Source organism: Pseudoalteromonas sp. SG43-4, assembly GCF_014164325.1.
GTDB lineage: Bacteria > Pseudomonadota > Gammaproteobacteria > Enterobacterales > Alteromonadaceae > Pseudoalteromonas > Pseudoalteromonas distincta.
Map to the genome: position 1 here is coordinate 68,885 of NZ_JACJFB010000017.1, position 19,273 is coordinate 88,157.

Here is a 19,273-nt window from a genome sequence, read left to right on the forward strand (position 1 = left end):
TTGACCGCAACACCTTTTTTATACCACAGACCTAGTAATGTAGTTTATTTTAGCGACTCCAATCGTCAAAATATTCACATACTACGCAATAGGTATTATTTAAAAATATAGCCATCAAGGGGCCTTAGATGAGCAATTTCATTATGTTTAGTATTGACGTATTTGCGAGTATTTTTATTATCGCACTTGGGTTAATTGTGCTTACTGTTATTATTTTTTACTTTCGCGATATAACACAAACAAAACATGCTATTAGGCGTAACTACCCAGTAATTGGCCGCTTTCGATATTTTTTTGAACGCCAAGGTGAATTTTTCAGACAATACTTTTTTGCTCTCGATCGAGAAGAAATGCCATTTAACCGCGCTGAGCGCAGTTGGGTTTACCGCGCAGCAAAAGATGTCGATCGCACCGCTGCATTTGGTTCAACACAAAGCTTAGAAGTGACGGGTACGGTTATGTTTATGAACTGTGCTTTTCCTACTTTAGATGAAGAAGCACTCGACCCGAGTAATGTTACTTTAGGTCCGTATTGTAAAACACCTTACACCACTAATTCGTTATTTAATGTGTCGGGCATGAGCTTTGGTGCGCTTTCAAAGCCTGCTGTGCGCGCTTTATCAAAAGGTGCTAAATTAGCGGGTTGCTGGATGAACACAGGTGAAGGGGGCTTAAGCCCTTACCACCTTGAAGGTGGCGCCGATCTGGTATTTCAAATTGGTACAGCTAAATATGGTGCCCGAGACGAGCATGGAAACTTAAGCACCGAAAAACTTAAAGAAATAGCAGCTCACGAACAAGTCAAAATGTTCGAGCTAAAAATGAGCCAAGGTGCAAAACCAGGTAAAGGCGGTATGTTACCAGGGCGCAAAGTTAACGCCGAAATAGCTAAAATTAGGGGTATTCCAGAAGGGCAAGATTCGATTAGCCCAAATGGACACCCTGAAATTAAAAATCCAGCCGATATTCTCGATATGATAGCCACTGTACGTAATGCCACAGGAAAACCAACAGGCTTTAAAGCCGTTATTGGTGATTACACCTGGTTAGAAACGTTATTTGCAGAAATTAATCATCGTGGCATTGAGTCGGCACCCGATTTTATAACAATTGATAGTGCTGATGGTGGTACGGGGGCTGCACCGCAGCCGCTTATGGATTCGGTGGGTTTACCTCTTCGCGAAAGCTTGCCGCTTGTTGTTAATATGCTTGAAAAGCACGGGCTTCGAGAACGCGTGAAAATTATTGCATCGGGTAAATTAATCGTTCCTTCAAAGGTTGCATGGGCATTAGCGCTCGGTGCTGATTTTGTTGTATCGGCTCGTGGTCATATGTTTGCACTGGGCTGTATTCAGGCAATGCAATGTAATAAAGATACCTGTCCAACCGGGATCACTACGCATAACGAGCGTTTGCAACGCGGCTTAAATGTAGCTGATAAAGCGCAACGAGTAGCTAACTATAATAAATACATTCATTACGGAGCCGGTTTAATTGCTCACTCATGCGGTGTAACAAGTGCACGAGAGTTGGCTCGTAAGCATGTACGTATAGTGCAAGAAAGTGGGCTTTCAGAGCCGCTTGATAAAATTTATGAAAACTACAAGTAAGTTTTAACTAACTAGAAGGCGCTTATAGCGCCTTTTTTAATGCTTGTTAGTTTAATTGGCTTATTAATAAACTAAAGAATGCTTCTTTGTTGTTGCATGTTTGTGCATTTAAAATAAGTTGCTCGCCTAGTGCTAATGTTTGTTTTTGCACTGTAAGGCGCGCATTGTCATCACTAATACTATCTATATCGCTTACGTGCGCAAGCCCAATAGTGCGCCTAATTAACTCAGCACCACAGTAACCAACAGCATCTTGCAATACGTTTTTCATAAAGTATTGCGCATAGCTTACTGGCGCTAGTGATTCATCTGTTGTTTTAGTGCGTATTAATTCAAGCCATTGCTGCTCAAATAAACTATAGGTGTCTACGATACAGCTAAGTAAATGTGTTTGGTAATTGCGACGTGCTACAAAGTCATCAATATGACCTGCTTGCGCGCAGTAATTCAATAGTAAATTACCAATAAAAGAGCCAATATCGAACCCAATAGGCCCAAAAAAGCCAAACTCTGGGTCAATCATCTTTGTATTATTACAATCAACAAAAATGCTACCGCTGTGCATATCACCATGAAGTAATGTTTGCGGGTTAGATAAAAAATTAGCTTTTAGTTTTGCTATTTCTAACTTCAATGCGTTGTTTTTTTGTATTGCGTCAACTTCGTTTTGTAGTTGCTTTGGGTAGTTATTGCGTTCGTGCTCAATGTACGGATCGCTAAAAAATAAGTCTTCAGTGATTTGGCAAAGCTCAGGATTAGTAAATTGGCTAACGAGTGCTTTTTTAGTTTGCGCGGTTAAGTAAAAATCTGAATTATAAAAGCCGGTGTGGCTTAAGTAGGTCGCTACGTGCTGCGCTAATTTAGGGAATTGCTCTGCATTATTTTGTGCAGTACGCAATATTTGTAAATTACCTAAATCTTCTAAAATAGTCAGCGCTTGCATTTCACTATAATGTAAAACATTAGCAGTATAAGTAGGGCAAATAGCACCATGGTTAAGTAAAACTTGTGCTTCTATACGGGCTCTATCAAGCGTTAATGGCCACGACTCACCCACGCAACGCGCGTAAGGCAGAGCTTGCTTTAAAATAACACTATTGTTTTGCTCATCAGTAATTCTAAATACTAAATTAAGATTGCCATCACCAAACTCATATGCCGTTAAGGTTTGTCCGGAATCAAAAAAATTACATTGTTTAGATTCAATTAATGTCGATACGTAATCGATAGCGCGCTGTGCATTAAAAACAACATAGTTAGTCATGGTTTAAATCTCAAAAATCAGCTTTTAAGCATTCTATACTTTTAAATGTTTAGATGTCTACAAGTCTAACTTGAGAGTTATTCAAAGTGGTGTAAAATAACGTTACGCATTTTTAATACCTTAAGCATTATGCAAAACTTAATCGCAAGCAGTTTAAAATATGAAAACGGGTCGCTTAGTGTGCTCGACCAATATTTACTACCTCACCAGCAGGTATGGCATCAGTGCCATGATGTAGAAACCATGAAAGAGCTGATCATTAACTTAAAAGTGCGTGGAGCCCCACTTATTGGTTTAGGCGCGAGCTTGTTAGTGGCGTATTTAGCTGAGCAAGGGGTAGTGAAAAGTGAGCTTGAAAAAGCAATCAATGAACTAGAAGCCACTCGTCCAACGGCGGTTAATTTAATGCATTGTATGGCGGCATTGCGAAAAGCTTTAACGCAAAGCGATTATGTTGCCGGTATTGTTAGTACTGCTGAGCGGTTGTTTATTGAAGATATTGAGCTGTGTGAACGAATGGCAAATCGTGGTGCCGAGCTTATAAATAGTGGCGACAACATATTAACTCATTGTAATACAGGGGCGCTTGCAACCGCTGGTATTGGTACTGCACTGGGTGTTATTTACAAAGCGCAGCAAAAACATGGCAACGTACATGTGTGGGTTGATGAAACACGACCATTATTACAAGGCGGCCGCTTAACGGCCTTTGAGCTTGAGCGCTGGGAAATACCGTACACATTAATTTGCGATAATATGGCGGCAAGTTTAATGGCTGCAGGTAAGGTGGATAAAATAGTAGTAGGCGCTGATCGTATTGCTGCCAATGGTGATTTTGCTAATAAAGTGGGCACCTATAATTTAGCCGTACTTGCGTATTTTCATAACATTCCATTTTATGTAGTTGCGCCTATTACCACGCTTGATACCAACACCGCGTGTGGTAATGATATAGAAATAGAGCAACGTAATCCTCAAGAAGTGCGCGGAGTTAGCGGTAGCTTTGGTGAGGCTTTATGGGCACCCACCAATGCTAATGTATATAACCCTGCATTTGATATAACGCCGGCAAAACTGGTCACAGGGTGGGTGTTAGATACAGGTGTGTATAACCAAAGTCAGGTTAAAAATGGCGATCTCATAAAGCTTAAGTAACTTCGCAATATTTTTGGTCCACGTTATGTTTATTAGTGTGGACCAAGGTTTTGAATGAATAACTTACGATAATAGCGGAAATTGCTCTGCAATAGACGAGGCAGTGCTTTTTGCCACCCAGCCTTCTGTATTGTTAAATAAGCGAATGGCAGTAAACTCAGGATCGCTTCCCATATCAAACCAATGCGGTGTAAGTTCAGGCACTGAAATTAAATCGCCTTGTTGGCAAAGTACCTGGTAAACCTTATTGCCTAAATGCAGGCAAAATAGCCCTTGGCCTTTTACAAAAAAACGCACTTCGTCTTCACTATGAGTATGTTCAAATAAAAACTTTTTGCGCAGCTCTGATGCGCCAAGATTACCTTTAGCTAGAGATATAACGTCTACTGTTTGATAGCCATTTTCGGTTTTTAACCGATCTATATCGTTTTTGTACGCACTAATAATTTGCTCGTGGGTGGTGTGCTCATTAATATTTGCATTTGCTTGCCATTGTTCAAAACGTACGTTTACTTTAGCTAGTTGCTTTGCAATATCATCAGCATTTGATGTGCTTACAAGTGCTTTGCTTGCATCGTTGTCAGCATATATTGTTAATTGACTCATACTAATTGCTCCAATTTAAATTGTCTAAAGTCATTAATATAAGGGTGTGCTTTAGTGCTTGCTTGCCCATCACGAATTAAATGTAGTGTTTTTAAGCCTGCAGCTTGCGCGGCATCAAGCTCGCCGGCTACATCACTTAAAAAGAGTATTTCTGCTGCTTTAAACGGTAACAGCTCAACAATGGTGTTATAGGCTATTTGCTCTTGTTTTGCGCCAACTTTGGTGTCAAAAAAGTCAGTAAACAAGCTGCGAATGTCACCATAATCACTGTATTTAAAAAGTAGCTGCTGCGCTTTTACTGATCCTGACGAGTACACATATAAAGCTATATCGTTGTTGTACTGAGCTTGTAAAAAATCAAATGCATCTGGGTATAAATGACCCTTAAAATCACCGTGTTCATACCCTGTTTGCCAAATTAAGCCTTGTAACTGCTTAAGTGGAGTGATTTTTTTATCTTCATCAATCCAGGTAAGTAAAGTGCTAATGACCTCTTCAATATCGGCGTTTGGTTTTTCGATAAGGGCTTTTACGGCACTAATTTGCTCAGCTACATCTGGCTTATTAGCATTGGCACGTACAAAGGTAGGTAACTGTTTTGCTGCGTAAGGAAACAACACCTCTTTAACAAACGAGATACGGGTTATTGTGCCTTCGATGTCGGTTAAAATGGCTTTAATCATTTAGTTACTCCCGCTTGAATACCTATTATTTTTAGGCGCTCTAGTTCGCAGCTAAATAAAAACTCTAAGGCTTCTAGGTGGCGACGAACTTCATCAATATTACGTCCTACTGCATATAAACCATGACCACGTATCAGTACGCCATGCTCTATAGGCGTGTGTAAATGATGGTCACTGACCAGTAGGCTTAATCGGTCAATATCTTGATCGTTATCGAAAATAGGAATGCTCAGCGTTTCTAAATGCGAAGTAAAGCCGCTCAGTGCTTTTTGCATTTCATAGCCTGTTAAATCAAGCTGATGCCCTTGGGTAATTTGCGACAGTACGGTAGCGGCTACAGAGTGAGTATGCAAAACACACTGCGCATCAGGTATAAGCTGATACAAACTTAGATGTAATTGTGTTTCTGCCGATGGTTTTACAGCTCCTGCTAGGCGCTCGCCTTGATGATCTAATTGCAAAAAATGCTCTTGCGTCAGTGAGCCTTTATCGTGCCCACTAGCTGTAACAACAAAGCCAGTGCTAGTACGAGCTGAAAAGTTTCCGCCTGTTGCGGGTACCCAGCCTTTTTGGCTAACCCATTTTCCGGCTTCAATAAGTTGTGAAATAGCGGTATTGTTTTGCATACATTCCTCACTAATGAGCGTAAAGTTAATTGTTTTTAGACGGCTATACTTCTGTTTTAAGCAATGATAGCATCGCTTTAAGCGCAAAACCATCATTAAGGGCATCACGTGTTTGAAAGTAAATTACCAAATTTAGGCGTTAGTATATTTAGCCAAATGAGCGGGTTGGCTAATGAGTTTTCGGCAATTAATCTCTCTCAAGGCTTTCCTGAGTTTGATGCTCCTGATCTTTTAAAAACGCAGTTAAATTATTATGTGCAGCAGGGCGTTAATCAATATTCACCTTCAAGTGGTGTACCACGATTACAGCAACAAATTGCTGATTTAGCAAAGCGCAAATATGCAGCTGATATAAACGCAGCTGATCAAGTGACTGTTACCTCGGGTGCAACAGAGGCATTGTTTGTGGCTATTCAAACAATTGTGCGCCCCAGTGATGAAGTGATTGTATTTGACCCTGCATATGACTCTTACCAACCGGCAATTGAACTCGCTGGTGGAAAGTCGGTACACATTGTTTTAAGTGCGCCAAATTACACCATTGATTGGCAAGTAGTAAGCCAAGCAATTACTAAAAATACCCGTGCAATTATTATAAATACGCCTCATAACCCAAGCGGTAAAATATTACAGCCACAAGATATAAAAGCGCTTAAAGAGTTAGTTGGTACTCACAATTTGTATGTAATAAGCGATGAGGTATATGAGCACATTACGTTTGATGAACAACCGCATTTAAGCGTATTACGCGATGATGAATTATTTGCCAAAAGCTTTGTTGTATCGAGTTTTGGTAAAACGTTTCACAGCACGGGCTGGAAAATGGGTTACTGTATTGCACCTGCCGATTTAGCTGTCGAATTTAGAAAAATTCATCAGTACGTTACGTTTTCAAGTTTTACCCCCGCACAGCATGCGCTTGCCGATATGCTCGAGCAGCAAGGTGAGCATATAGATGAGCTAAGCGGGTTTTATCAGCAAAAGCGCGACTTATTAGCGAGTCATTTAAGTAACAGCCGTTTTAAAATTTTACCTAGCCAAGGCACTTACTTTTTATTGTTAGATTACAGCGATGTATCGGATTTAAACGATGTTGAATTTTGCCATTGGTTAGTTGAGCAAGCCGGTGTTGCGGCTATTCCGTTAAGTGTTTTTTATCAAAATCCACCAACCGACAAAGTAATTCGTTTATGCTTTGCTAAAAACGACAACACTCTCATAGAGGCTGCGCAAATATTATGTCAACTTTAACCATTACAGCATTGCAAAGCTCGCTTTATTGGCTTGATAAAGATGCTAATTTAGCCATGTTTAATAAGCAGCTTGAAGCAATTACGCATCAGCCCGATCTTATTTTACTGCCCGAAACATTCTCGACTGGCTTTGCCATTAATTTAGATTGTGCAGAGCCTGAAAACGGTAAAGTACTGACGTGGTTAAAGGCGCAGGCTCATAAACATGATGCGGTTATTGCGGGTTCGGTACTTGTTGCACAAGGCGATAAAAAAGCGAATCGGTTTTATTGGGTAAAACCCGATGGTGAGGTGAGTTATTACGATAAGCGCCATTTATTTCGCTTAGGCAGCGAGGGCGATTATGTTGTAGCAGGGCAAGCGCGCAAAGTTTTTGAAATCAATGGTTTTAAACTATTACCGCAAGTATGCTATGACCTGCGCTTTCCGGTATTTCAACGTAATAATAACGACTACGATGTAATGATAAACGTAGCAAATTGGCCTGCTGTACGCCGCCATATTTGGGATACGTTACTTATGGCGCGTGCAATGGAAAACCTGTGTTACGTAGTAGGTGTTAATCGCGTGGGGGAAGACGGTAATGGTGTGGCGCACAATGGCGGTACGGCAGTATACGACTTCAAAGGCGATGCGTTAACTAAAGCGCAAGATAACACTGAGCAACTAGTTACTATCACGCTTGAAAAAGCGCCACTGGATGAGTTTAAAGCAGCGTTTCCTGCCTATTTAGATGCAGACTCTTTTACATTAATATAAACACGTTAATTTAGCGCAGAGCCAATAAAGTGTTAAAATAGTCGCTGATATTTTTGTTGGCGGCTAATGTACATTATGAACACTTTAATCACTCCTGTAATTTTAGCAGGTGGCATAGGCTCTCGCTTGTGGCCGCTTTCTCGCCAAGCAATGCCTAAACAATTTTTACCACTACTAAATGAAAACATGTCATTGCTACAAAGTACGTTGGCGCGTGTTTCTAATGAGTTGTTTGATAATGCTATTTTAGTGTGTAACGAGCAGCACCGATTTATTGCCGCCGAGCAGGCTGAAAGCTCAATTCCTACTGCATTATTACTCGAACCTAAAGGTAAAAATACCGCGCCTGCCATCGCATTAGCCGCCCACTATGCGCTGCAAAATGGGATTACCGGCCCGCTATTAGTGATGCCTGCCGATCATCATATTAAAAACTTTGATGTATTAACGGCTAAGCTCCCTGAAGCTGTAAAACTTGCTGAGCAAGGAAAGCTAGTGACATTTTCTATTACTCCTACAGAGCCTCATAACGGTTATGGCTATATAAAACAAGGCGCGGCTATTGTTGGAACGGGTTGTTACGATGTTGCACAATTTAAAGAAAAGCCTGACGTAGATACAGCGAACCGCTATTTAGCTCAAGGTGGTTATAGCTGGAATAGCGGCATGTTTTTATTTACCCCTGCAGCCTATTTAAAAGAGCTCGAACGGTTTGCGCCAAAAATAGCAACGAGTGTCGCTGCAGCGGCGCAATTTACTAAAGATTTAGGGTTTACCCGCCCAAGCAACAGTGCGCTTGAACACTGCCCAAGCGATTCAATTGATTACGCCATTTTAGAGCGCAGTAATAACGTAGTTGTTATGCCTGTTGATTTAAAATGGAGTGATGTAGGTAGTTTTTCATCCCTTGATGCGCTTACAAAAAAAGATGAAAACGGTAATAGCTTAAATGCTAATTATATGGCTCAAAAAAGCACTAATAACTTAGTTATTAACGAGGCTGAACACACTATTGCTACGCTTGGAGTTAGCAATTTAGCAATTATTCATACTCATGATGCCACGTTAATTGCAAACCAAAATGAGCTAGATTCTCTGCCTTTGTTGCTTAAGCAAATTGCTACCACACAGGCTGATAAACTTAACCATCATCAAGTGGTTTTTCGCCCATGGGGGAATTACCGTACTTTGGTTGAAGGCACTGGCTTTAAAGTTAAAAAAATTACTGTTAACAGCGGTGCTAAGCTTTCGACGCAGCGCCATCAGCATCGTGCTGAACATTGGGTTGTGGTTTCGGGTATTGCAGATGTGTGTATTAATGAGCAAGCGTATACGCTAACGCATGACCAATCGTGTTATATCGCGGCTAAGCAAATTCATAGTTTGGCTAATAATCAAAAAGACCCGTTAATTGTCATTGAAGTGCAAACCGGTACTGTACTTGATGAAAGCGATATAGAGCGATTTGATGATAAATATGGAAGGGGTTAATCATTAGCTTTTTTAAAGCTAATTCACTATTACTCTAACTGCCCACGCACAAACTTTAAATATTGCTCTAAGCTGCGTTGCCACAGTTCTAACGCTTCATCAAGCATGTCGTGATGTGGCTTTTTATCGAGTAAACGGCGCTCTATTTTTTTAAGCTCAATGCCGTAGCGGTTAAACCCTAATTGCAGAGCGGTACTTGCTTGGCGATGTAAAAGCTTAATGCATTGCTCTGGTTGTTGGTCAATAAGCTTTTGACAGCGAATTAGCTTGTTGCGGGCTGAAAGCACAAATTCATTATAAATTGAAGACACTTCATCTTCACTAAATGAGCTGGTGAGTGTTTCGGCCGCTGTTTTGTCATACAAGGTATCAATAAGCTCTACTGCAATGCTCGCAGCTTGATTAGATTGAGAGTCACTAAGTGCTTGGCGAAGCTTTTCATGCTTAATAGGCTTGCCTACAATGTCTTTTATTCCTAATTTTAAATACTCTTTTACTTCGTCAGGGCTAAGGCTTGCAGTAAATGCGAGTACTGGCGTTCGTTGATTTTTATGATCAATGCGTTTTAGACGTTTAAGTACTTCTTGGCCTGTTAAATCAGGTAGGTTCATATCAAGCAAAACAACATCGAAGTGGTGAGCTTGCATGAGCTCTATGGCACTTTTCCCATCTTTTGCGAGCTTAATTTTGTGCTCATCGTCGGCCATAAATTCTATAGCAATTTTTTGATTTAAATCTAAATCTTCAACCAGTAATACATCAAGACCTGTTAAGTAATCTTTAGTTTGATGGCGCTGCTCTACAAGGCTTAATTCACCTAAAGTAAAAGTAACGGTAAAGCTAAATACACTACCAGTACCAAGCTGGCTGGCTATTTCGAGTCGGCTACTGAGCTTTTCAAGCAGGCGGCTAGTAATAGCTAAACCAAGGCCGGTTCCGCCTTTTTCTTTTCCTGCGCTACTTTGTACATAAGGTTCTGTTAAGTAGGCTATCTCGTCATTTTCTATACCTGGTCCTGAATCTTTGACACTAATTTTTATCGTGTGCTCAAGTTGTTTTTCTAATACTAAATCAACCTGAATTTTAACGGTTCCGTGATCTGTAAATTTAATAGCGTTACCGACTAAATTAATAATTATTTGTCTAAGTTTTTGTTGGTCGCAGTAATAACAGGCTTGCTCAGGAATATTATAGATAAGCTCAAATTTTAGCTGCTTTTGCTCGGCCATTGGGCTTAGTAATAAACATAAATTATTAAGCCATGTTTTAAATTCTACATCTTCTTCGTAAAGCGCTTCGTCACTCTGATCTAGGCTCGCGTAATCAAGGACCTTATCTACCAACAAGTTAAGTGATTCGGCAGAATTTATAATTGCCTCGCAATAGGCTTTATTGCGGGTATCACTTGTTTGGTTCATAACAAGTTGGGCGCTGCCTAAAATACCGTTTAGTGGGGTGCGAATTTCGTGGCTTATTGTTGATAAAAAGAGCCCGCGTATTTCTAAATCTTTTTGTGCTTTATCGGCGAGTTTATTGAGGTGCTGTTCTCTGCGCTCATTACATAATAACGCCATACCTGAAGCATAAAACATGGGCGCAATTACCCCATTTAAAAATAATAAAGAGCTAAACCAGCCGTTTACTAAAAGATTTTTTTGTTCAATGTTATCCATAAATAACGAGCGGCCGATAAAGCTCAAAGCAACAAGCGTTAAAATGGTTATGTATACAATGCTGCCATTAGGGTAGGGTTTGCGCGCGTACTTAATAAATATAAAGAGTAAAAAGCCGGCTTCTGCTATGTGCTGTATATCGGATGCAATCACTCTTTCGTGTAAAGATGGGTCAAAAAAGGTGTAATAGCCAAGCATTACAGTGCAAAAAGCGGTCACTGAGCAAAGTAATTTAAAACCAATGCCGTGATAATTTAAAAACTGACTGAGCGATAAACAATGCACTATTGATGCGGCAAACATCATGCTACTGGCAGCGCTAATAATTACTAAGTTATGTGTATCACCAACAAGCGTAAAACCAATAACAGAGCCTAATAGCAATATAGGATAGAAAATGCATAGCAGCGTGCCCGATATTTGTTTGTTTGTTCGCCATGTTAAAAAGTTAAGTAAGGTCATTACAACCATGATGGCAATGCTGGCAAAATAAAGAGTGAAAGAGTTGAGCATTAATATTCCAGCAAAGTAGTTTTAAACTAAGATTATCAAAAGTATACACTTATACCAATTATCAAAACAGATTACTTAGGCAAGCAAATAGGTATTAAATAAGTGTGTAACACATACAAAAACAGACACCTAAGTGTCTGTTTTTAATTTTAAACTAAATATATGATTAACGAATTTCATCAGGGATATTTTGTTGTGCCCAAGATAGGAGCTCAATACGGTTACGACATTTAGTTTTTCTAAATGCGCTATATAAATGTGTTTTAACTGTGTGTGGACTGATACTTAAATCTTCTGCGATTTCTTTATTCTTCGAACCTTTACTCATTAATGAGATTATTGCTTTTTCTCGCTTAGTAAGTTTAACAGGCTCAATATCGCCTTCGGTTAGTTTATGCAGCGCATCTTTATTAAATTGCAGCATGCGATTTAATGCATTACACATAATATCGCGACGGTACCAAAGCTGATCTTCAAGTAGTAAACGAATACCTTTCATTAATACATCGGCGTTATCTGTTGTGTAAAATACGCCACGAATACCGCTCAACAATGCACGATTAGCAAGCTCAGGGTTTTCGTCTAGATTAAATAATATGATATCGCATTTAATACGTAGGTTTACTAGTTGTTCTTTTAGTTTTCCCCATGCATCCTTGCTAGATGTTTCGATAAACAAAAGTCGAGTCCCTTCAGGTATATCTAAAATATTAGTACCCGTGGTTACGTCAAGGCCTTGCGTTTTTAACAAAGGTTCTAAAACGTTAATACCAATAGTGTTAATTGGCTCTTGATCTAATAACAAAAAGGCTGAACTGCTCATGTTTTTATACTCTTTTATAAAGCTGACTGTTTAAGTTTATCACGACTTCCGCACCTTTTGTATTAGAAAGTCGCTGAAGCACTCAATAACAAATACGATTTTACGATTATTTAAACATAAAATGTTGCAAATAAGTAACTATTTATTCTTTATAACCATGAAAAATCATAACATTTGTAACTAATTGGTTGAGCAGAATAGTTAGATAAAAATTTTTAATTAATTTACTTTTTTTACATTTTGGTAAGGTGGCCATCCCATTTCTTTACCGCCAAGCATATGTAAATGTATGTGATAAACGGTTTGTCCACCATGTTCGTTACAGTTCATGACCACGCGGTATCCGTCCTCAGCAAAATTGTGCTGCTTAGCTAATTTTGCCGCAACAACGTATAAATTGCCTACTAAATGTGAGTTTTCAGGATTTATATCATTTATAGTAGCAATTGCTTTTTTGGGGATAATTAACACATGAAATGGCGCTTGTGGATTTATATCTTTAAATGCGAGGGTGTCTTCATCTTCGTAGACAATGTCGGCCGGAATTTCACGATTAATTATTTTGGTAAAAATAGTCTCTTGGTTCATAGTGTGTTCCTAATTTAGTGTTATGAATTTTAAGCTCACTAATGACAAACTTTCAAAGCAGTGTCAAACTGAAATCAGATAAAGGAGTTAATATGCTTAAACCAATTTTAATAAGTAGTGCAGTTGCATTACTACTTAGTTTTTCGGCTAATGCTGAAAATATTCACTTTCCAGAAGAAATTGTACCACTACAAGTGGGCGATAAAATGCTAGAAAGCTCTTTGTTTAGCCGTATTGATGATGTAGAGCTTGCGCCAGGAACTTACCAGCTTAGGCTAAAATATACTGATTTATATGAAGATGATTATGACACGCATGAAGTTGTGGAGTCGGAACCATTTTGGGTAAGTGTAACTGTTGAAGCAGGTAAAGATTATACCTTAGTGTTTAATCGTGCTGAAAATGCAGTATCTGCAAAAGTATTTGCAGAAGCACCACAAGTTAGTTTAAAAGCAAAAAGTAGCGCTGTTGCTAAGCCTTTAAGTGTTATTTCTAACACGCAGCTAGCAAGCAATAAACCGGTAATGCAAAATACAATGCCTGCAGGACCTTCTCGTCCTAGTCAGCCAATAAAGCCGATAGCACCCATTACAGATAAAGGCATGCCAAGTGCGCCGCAAATGCTTGATTTTTGGTGGCAACAAGCCACAACTGCAGAGCGTAAAGCTTTTTTAGAAAAAGTGACAAAGTAGAAAAATAGCAAAACAAAAGGGCCAAATTTGGCCCTTTTTAGTTTCTAGTTAACGCTATTTATTCAAATAATGCGTCAATAGTACCTTGTGCAAGAGGGTGATACCCAGGGCGTGCTTTTAAGTACACGCTTTGTGCCCACTCTTTTTTACCGTTAGTGATAAGGGATTTATATAATGGGACAATTAATTTACGACGGCCAATACCTGATAAGTGCTTATCAAGTGCAGGGTAAATTGGTTGATAACCATTTCCTACTGCTAGCATAAACCAAGCAAATGCACGTTCAGCATTAGTTGACTGTGTTAGGTTAAATTCTGAGTCAAGCTCTACCATGTGCTCTTGGCTTAAATCACGTGGTAAGTTATTTAAAAAGTGTAGCCACTCATGCACAGACCAATCAGCTGTTGGCAGTTGAGCTGCAGTTGTGTCGCCTTTTAGCCATGCTGCTGTTGCAGTATCTACTTTATCAAATGCATCAGAAGTAGGGTTTGGCGCATCATTTGGTAATCCAGGTTCAAAAATCCATTCGTTTACTTTATCCATGCTTACAACACCAGGATACTTTTCAATTAAGTTAGCTTTTAAGTAAGTAACAAATTGCGCGGTAGTAAGTGATTTAAACGAAAACTCTTTAAAGTACGCTTTTACAAACGGGTCAAACTTATCGCGACCATATTTGTTTTCTAGGTAAATTAAAAATAATTGACCTTTAGTGTAAGGCACTGAACTGAATGCATCGTCTGGGTCGCGGCCGTTAAGTTTTAAATTAAGGCGTGTATCTGGTGCATCAATTGTTTTAAGTTGTGCGCGTAAAGACGCTGAATCAAGTGCTTGTTCCATAACCGCACGGTCACGGCCAAATACTTCTTCCATAATGCGGTTTTCAACGTACGAGGTAAAACCTTCGTTTAACCATAAATCTTCCCACGTTGCGTTAGTTACTAAGTTACCTGACCAAGAATGAGCAAGCTCATGAGCAATAAGGTTAACTAAGCTTTTATCACCGGCAACAACCGTTGGAGTAATAAATGATAAGCGTGGGTTTTCCATGCCACCAAACGGAAAACTTGGTGGTAGCATTAATAAGTCGTAGCGACCCCATGCATATTCGCCGTACATCGCGTTTGTTTTATCGATCATGGCTTGGGTGTCGTCAAATTCAGCAACAGAGGCATCTAAAATTGTCGGTTCAGCAAATATGCCTGTTTGATGCGACATTGCTTTAAATTCTAAGTTACCTGCGCCAATAGCAATTAGGTAAGGTGAAATTGCTTGTGGCATATCAAAAATGTAGTCGCCATCTTTATAAAGCGCATCTTTGTTATCGGCACTCATTACAGCACGTATATCTTTTGGTGTATGAATTCGTGCAGAGTAAGTTACACGCATTGCGGGTGTATCTTGCACTGGGATCCAACTACGTGCATGAATTGCTTGCGACTGGCTGTACATAAATGGATGCGTTTTACTTGCCGTTTGCTCTGGTGTTAACCATTGCAGGCCTGAAGCTTCTGGACGACTGTTGTAATAAATACGAACTACTTCAGCTTGGTTTTTAAACACAATAGTAAGCTTTGAACCTTTAACGTCATCTCGCTTAGCTAAATCAAAAGTCGCTTTTTTCCAGTTACCGCTTTGATCTTTGTACATTACTTTATCAATGTCTAAGTCGCGGGTATCAAGTACGAGAGTTCTACTTTTGCTGTTGTTCCACTGAAGAGTATGCTCTACAAAACCTTCTAACTGCTTGTCGGCAAAATCGACATCTAAATCAAGGTTTAAGTGAGTAGTAACAACATCATCAAGGTTAGCATACGAGTTTTGGTCAATCGCATTAGCCATTGCTTGCGAACACATACCCGCCATAGCGAGGCTTAAAAAAAGAGGTTTAATTTTCATCATTACTCTGAACACAAATAAAAAAGTGCTGGTTTTATATCACGATTGACACGGCGGGTTGAGTGATTTTTACAATCTAGTGCCACATTTGCGACGATGAGGTAAACTATTGCGATTAGTTACCGGTATTTTTAGAGAGCTTTGTGGCGCATTCATTACACTCCTTACATACATTCGCATTAAACAGCCAATGCCAAAATTTTGTTGAAATTACTCAGCTTGAGCAACTTAAAACGCAAAATTTTAGTGCACCGTTTTGTTTGCTGGGCGAGGGCAGTAATACCGTATTTTTAAATGACTACATGGGTACGGTTATAAAAATAGCTTTAAAAGGTATTAAAATTACTGAGCGCGAGAGCGACACACTAATAAGTATTGCCGCAGGCGAAAACTGGCATCAACTAGTTAGCTATTTATTAGAGAAAAATATACCCGGGCTTGAAAATTTAGCACTTATACCGGGCACTGTTGGCGCATCGCCGGTACAAAACATTGGTGCTTATGGCGTTGAGATAGCTAAATTTGTTGAGTTGGTAGAGTACTTTGATATAACCACTAACACTATGCATTCATTAAATAACGAGCAATGTGAATTTGCTTACAGAGACTCAATATTTAAACATGCCCTTAAAAATAAAGCGGTGATCACGCAAGTACACTTAGCGCTCCCAAAAAAATGGCAACCAGCATTAAGTTATGGCCCTTTGCAGCAGCTCTCAAGCATCACCCCGCAAGCTGTATTCGATCAGGTTATAAAAACGCGTAATAGCAAATTACCTAACCCATATACACTTGCCAATGCGGGCAGCTTTTTTAAAAACCCTATAATAACCAACCAGCAGTTAGCTGAACTATTAAAGCAATTTGCCGATTTACCTCATTACGAATATGGGCAAGGTCATCACAAGGTCGCGGCAGGTTGGTTAATCGATCAAAGTGGTTTAAAAGGGCACCGCGAGGCAGGTATAGAAGTGCATCAACAACAAGCTCTAGTACTTGTTAATCACGGAAATAGTGAAGGCAGCGACCTAATAAATATGATTAAACACATTCAGCAAGTTGTTTATAGGCGTTACAACATTATGTTAGAGCACGAAGTACGTTTAATGGATGCACGCAGCGAATGCCATATTAACGCGGAGCCTAAGTAATGAAAGCACCTGATGGAAACAAACTCGCTATTTTAAATGCACTCAACCAAGGAGGGTTTGTATCTGGTCAAGCCTTGGGTGAAAAGCTAGGTATTAGCCGAGCTGCGGTAAGTAAACATATTAAAACGTTACAAGAAATGGGCTTGGATATTTTTAAAGTGACTGGCAAAGGCTATTGTTTGAATAGTCAGGTGGGCCTTTTAAGTAAAACGCAAATTGATCAGCACTACAAAGCGCTAGGTGCAAATACTGCCGATGTAGAAGTACACCCTATTATTGATTCGACCAACAGCGAGCTTATGCGCCGTATACAGGCCAAAACAACGCTTGAGTCTGGCACTGTTATTGTTGCTGAAATGCAGCAAGCAGGACGTGGTAGACGCGGCCGTGTTTGGCAATCCCCATTTGGCGCTAATCTGTATTACAGTTACTTTTGGCGTTTAGATGACGGCTTACAAGCTGCAATGGGCGTATCAATTGCGGTAGGCCTAGCTGTTTATGATGCTATTAAAGCGTTATACCAAGTTGAGGTAGAACTTAAGTGGCCTAACGATATTTATATAAATAAGCAAAAACTTGCAGGTGTATTGGTTGAATTAGATGGACAACCGCAAGGACCTTGTCAGTTAGTGATTGGTATCGGTATTAATTTACAAATGCCTGAGAGCTTTAGCCAACATATAGACCAAGCGTGGACCGACTTAAATCAACATACTCAAAAGCTCGATAAAAACCAACTTGTGGCTTCTCTTACTCACCATTTAGAGCAGCGTTTAGCGCAGTATCGTCAAACGGGTTTGCAAGCTATGTATGAGCAATGGAATTCGCTCAATGCGTTTGCTGGTGAATATGTTGAACTAAACACAGGGCACCGAAGCTGGCGTGGAATATGTGAAGGTATTGACGCACAAGGTGGAATACGAATTCGCCAAGACGGGGAAGTAAAAAGTTATTACGGTGGGGAAGTCTCCCTTAGAAAGGCGCAATTATGAGATTATTGATCGACGTAGGAAATACATCATTAAAAGCTGTGTTGTGGCATAACGAGCAAACACAACCGGCAGATATAAATAACCTGCCTTGGTTACAAATAACCGAAGTGATTTATGCATGTGTAGGGCGCAGTGATTTACTAAACGATATTCTCGCACAAGCGGCTAGCAATAATATTATTTGTTTTGAAGCCAAAGTAAACAAAACGCTTGGAGATCTTGTATGCGCTTACGAGCATGTAGCTAACTTAGGCATAGACAGGTGGCTTGCACTTATTGCTGGATTTACGTTATATCCAAACACAGCATGCATTGTTGTTGATGCGGGTACCGCGACAACAATTGATGTGCTTAGTAGTGAAGGGTTGCATTTAGGTGGCTGGATTTTACCTGGGCTTGATTTAATGACCTCATCACTTACACAAAATACTCAACGTGTTTTTGATGATGGTAAAACTCTATTTACTAATGAACTGGGTAAAAATACGCCTAATGGTTTAAAAAATGGTGCTTTAGTGGCAACCATTGGAGCAATTGAGCAAGCTAAGTTGCACTTAATGGATAAAAAAACAGAGCAAAAAGTACAAATAATTTTTGCTGGTGGCTATGGCTTGCTTTTACAACAGCAATTTGAGGGAAGTATTTTTGATTCATTACTCGTAATGAAGGGGTTAAATTACTGGCACCAGCTAAGCAAAACAACATAAAAAAGTGCAAAAAACGTGTTTTCGCGTGAATATTGAGCATTTAAACTAAAAATTTACACTTTTTTTAATTTTATAGTTGCATCCCAATAAACCTTACTCTAATATCTCGCCCCGTACTAAAGCAGTGCCGACTTAGCTCAGCTGGTAGAGCAACTGACTTGTAATCAGTAGGTCAACCGTTCGACTCGGTTAGTCGGCACCACTTTCCTTTTACCGGAAGTGAATTAGTAGAGAATTATCGTGGAGGGGTTCCCGAGCGGCCAAAGGGATCAGACTGTAAATCTGACGGCTCAGCCTTCGCTGGTTCGAATCCAGCTCCCTCCACCACTTTATTCTTGACGGTTAGAGGTAGTTTAAGAACAGATTTTTATGCGGGCATCGTATAATGGCTATTACCTCAGCCTTCCAAGCTGATGATGCGGGTTCGATTCCCGCTGCCCGCTCCAGTTCTTGTGTTGCTGATATAGCTCAGTTGGTAGAGCGCACCCTTGGTAAGGGTGAGGTCGGCAGTTCGACTCTGCCTATCAGCACCAGTCCTAAGAATCTCCTTGATTACTTCCTTTATCTGTCAGAAAATACTATTTGAAAAAGATTAACTTAATCTACCTTTGGTGGATTATTTTCATATGTAATTTAGATACACAAAACTGATAGGTTCCGTCATGGCAAAAGAAAAGTTTGAACGCGTAAAACCGCACGTAAACGTTGGTACAATCGGCCACGTTGACCACGGTAAAACTACACTAACTGCAGCAATCACTAACGTACTTGCAAAAGTATACGGCGG

The 19,273-nt window shown here is 39.9% G+C and carries 18 protein-coding genes and 4 tRNA genes; 14 read left to right on the forward strand and 8 right to left on the reverse strand.

Annotated elements, in window-relative coordinates; genetic code table 11:
* The first annotated feature begins 128 nt into the window (after nucleotides 1-128).
* Nucleotides 129-1,610, forward strand: coding sequence for an FMN-binding glutamate synthase family protein (locus H5160_RS15785; RefSeq protein ID WP_182721082.1), 1,482 nt, complete (start codon nucleotides 129-131; stop codon nucleotides 1,608-1,610).
* 46 nt (nucleotides 1,611-1,656) lie between these two features.
* Here the strand turns inward: H5160_RS15785 and mtnK are convergent, their stop codons facing one another.
* Nucleotides 1,657-2,874: an S-methyl-5-thioribose kinase gene (mtnK, locus tag H5160_RS15790; RefSeq protein WP_182737936.1), complete on the reverse strand. Its 1,218-nt coding sequence runs from the start codon at nucleotides 2,872-2,874 to the stop codon at nucleotides 1,657-1,659.
* A 129-nt stretch (nucleotides 2,875-3,003) separates the two neighbouring features.
* Between mtnK and mtnA the strand changes: the two genes are divergently transcribed.
* The gene (mtnA, locus tag H5160_RS15795) at nucleotides 3,004-4,029 is read left to right on the forward strand and encodes an S-methyl-5-thioribose-1-phosphate isomerase (RefSeq protein ID WP_182737938.1); all 1,026 of its coding nucleotides are present in this window, start codon (nucleotides 3,004-3,006) and stop codon (nucleotides 4,027-4,029) included.
* Nucleotides 4,030-4,092: 63 nt separating this feature from the next.
* On the opposite strand, the gene H5160_RS15800 is transcribed toward mtnA, so the two are convergent.
* Genes H5160_RS15800 through H5160_RS15810 form a run of 3 tightly spaced genes read right to left on the reverse strand, consistent with a single transcriptional unit; the run spans nucleotide 4,093 to nucleotide 5,944 of the window.
* Complete coding sequence (locus H5160_RS15800; protein WP_182737940.1) at nucleotides 4,093-4,635, reverse strand: acireductone dioxygenase; 543 nt, start codon at nucleotides 4,633-4,635, stop codon at nucleotides 4,093-4,095.
* Complete coding sequence (gene mtnC / locus H5160_RS15805; RefSeq protein WP_182737942.1) at nucleotides 4,632-5,318, reverse strand: acireductone synthase; 687 nt, start codon at nucleotides 5,316-5,318, stop codon at nucleotides 4,632-4,634. The genes H5160_RS15800 and mtnC overlap by 4 nt, the downstream gene beginning before the upstream one ends.
* Nucleotides 5,315-5,944 (reverse strand): methylthioribulose 1-phosphate dehydratase, encoded by a 630-nt coding sequence (locus H5160_RS15810; RefSeq protein ID WP_004334937.1) that lies wholly within the window; start codon nucleotides 5,942-5,944, stop codon nucleotides 5,315-5,317. The genes mtnC and H5160_RS15810 overlap by 4 nt, the downstream gene beginning before the upstream one ends.
* Nucleotides 5,945-6,052: 108 nt before the next feature.
* Between H5160_RS15810 and H5160_RS15815 the strand changes: the two genes are divergently transcribed.
* The 3 genes from H5160_RS15815 (at nucleotide 6,053) to H5160_RS15825 (ending at nucleotide 9,447) form a co-directional block, all read left to right on the forward strand.
* Nucleotides 6,053-7,195 (forward strand): methionine aminotransferase, encoded by a 1,143-nt coding sequence (locus H5160_RS15815; RefSeq protein WP_154903835.1) that lies wholly within the window; start codon nucleotides 6,053-6,055, stop codon nucleotides 7,193-7,195.
* Nucleotides 7,183-7,956 carry an amidohydrolase gene (locus H5160_RS15820; RefSeq protein WP_182716472.1) on the forward strand — a complete coding sequence of 258 codons (774 nt, stop codon included), beginning with the start codon at nucleotides 7,183-7,185 and terminating at the stop codon, nucleotides 7,954-7,956. The genes H5160_RS15815 and H5160_RS15820 overlap by 13 nt, the downstream gene beginning before the upstream one ends.
* A 75-nt stretch (nucleotides 7,957-8,031) precedes the next feature.
* A complete protein-coding gene (locus H5160_RS15825; protein ID WP_182696399.1) occupies nucleotides 8,032-9,447 on the forward strand; it encodes a mannose-1-phosphate guanylyltransferase/mannose-6-phosphate isomerase in 1,416 nt (471 codons plus the stop codon).
* Between the two features lie 29 nt (nucleotides 9,448-9,476).
* Here the strand turns inward: H5160_RS15825 and H5160_RS15830 are convergent, their stop codons facing one another.
* The 3 genes from H5160_RS15830 to H5160_RS15840 all read right to left on the reverse strand — a co-directional run bounded on the left by H5160_RS15830 (nucleotide 9,477) and on the right by H5160_RS15840 (nucleotide 13,044).
* Nucleotides 9,477-11,633 (reverse strand): response regulator, encoded by a 2,157-nt coding sequence (locus H5160_RS15830; protein ID WP_182737944.1) that lies wholly within the window; start codon nucleotides 11,631-11,633, stop codon nucleotides 9,477-9,479.
* A gap of 166 nt (nucleotides 11,634-11,799) precedes the next feature.
* Nucleotides 11,800-12,456, reverse strand: coding sequence for a response regulator transcription factor (locus tag H5160_RS15835; protein WP_004334929.1), 657 nt, complete (start codon nucleotides 12,454-12,456; stop codon nucleotides 11,800-11,802).
* A 219-nt stretch (nucleotides 12,457-12,675) separates the two neighbouring features.
* Nucleotides 12,676-13,044 carry a histidine triad nucleotide-binding protein gene (locus H5160_RS15840; RefSeq protein ID WP_182737946.1) on the reverse strand — a complete coding sequence of 123 codons (369 nt, stop codon included), beginning with the start codon at nucleotides 13,042-13,044 and terminating at the stop codon, nucleotides 12,676-12,678.
* A 92-nt stretch (nucleotides 13,045-13,136) separates the two neighbouring features.
* On the opposite strand from H5160_RS15840, the gene H5160_RS15845 reads away from it, so the two are divergent.
* Nucleotides 13,137-13,736 carry a DUF2057 domain-containing protein gene (locus tag H5160_RS15845; protein WP_182693370.1) on the forward strand — a complete coding sequence of 200 codons (600 nt, stop codon included), beginning with the start codon at nucleotides 13,137-13,139 and terminating at the stop codon, nucleotides 13,734-13,736.
* A gap of 58 nt (nucleotides 13,737-13,794) precedes the next feature.
* Here the strand turns inward: H5160_RS15845 and H5160_RS15850 are convergent, their stop codons facing one another.
* A complete protein-coding gene (locus H5160_RS15850; RefSeq protein ID WP_182675545.1) occupies nucleotides 13,795-15,636 on the reverse strand; it encodes a M1 family metallopeptidase in 1,842 nt (613 codons plus the stop codon).
* 143 nt (nucleotides 15,637-15,779) lie between these two features.
* Between H5160_RS15850 and murB the strand changes: the two genes are divergently transcribed.
* From murB to H5160_RS15890, 8 genes are all read left to right on the forward strand, one after another.
* A complete protein-coding gene (gene murB, locus H5160_RS15855) occupies nucleotides 15,780-16,787 on the forward strand; it encodes a UDP-N-acetylmuramate dehydrogenase (RefSeq protein ID WP_182737948.1) in 1,008 nt (335 codons plus the stop codon).
* A complete protein-coding gene (gene birA, locus H5160_RS15860; RefSeq protein ID WP_182737950.1) occupies nucleotides 16,787-17,779 on the forward strand; it encodes a bifunctional biotin--[acetyl-CoA-carboxylase] ligase/biotin operon repressor BirA in 993 nt (330 codons plus the stop codon). The genes murB and birA overlap by 1 nt, the downstream gene beginning before the upstream one ends.
* Nucleotides 17,776-18,486, forward strand: coding sequence for a type III pantothenate kinase (locus H5160_RS15865; RefSeq protein WP_182737951.1), 711 nt, complete (start codon nucleotides 17,776-17,778; stop codon nucleotides 18,484-18,486). Before birA ends, H5160_RS15865 begins: the two co-directional genes overlap by 4 nt.
* Nucleotides 18,487-18,612: 126 nt before the next feature.
* A tRNA-Thr gene (locus H5160_RS15870) sits at nucleotides 18,613-18,688 on the forward strand.
* A gap of 40 nt (nucleotides 18,689-18,728) precedes the next feature.
* Nucleotides 18,729-18,813, forward strand: a tRNA-Tyr gene (locus tag H5160_RS15875).
* Nucleotides 18,814-18,857: 44 nt separating this feature from the next.
* Nucleotides 18,858-18,932: transfer RNA gene (locus H5160_RS15880), tRNA-Gly, on the forward strand.
* Nucleotides 18,933-18,943: 11 nt separating this feature from the next.
* A tRNA-Thr gene (locus tag H5160_RS15885) sits at nucleotides 18,944-19,019 on the forward strand.
* Nucleotides 19,020-19,148: 129 nt separating this feature from the next.
* On the forward strand, nucleotides 19,149-19,273 hold a 125-nt coding region (locus tag H5160_RS15890; protein ID WP_033023824.1), incomplete at its 3' end, for a GTP-binding protein.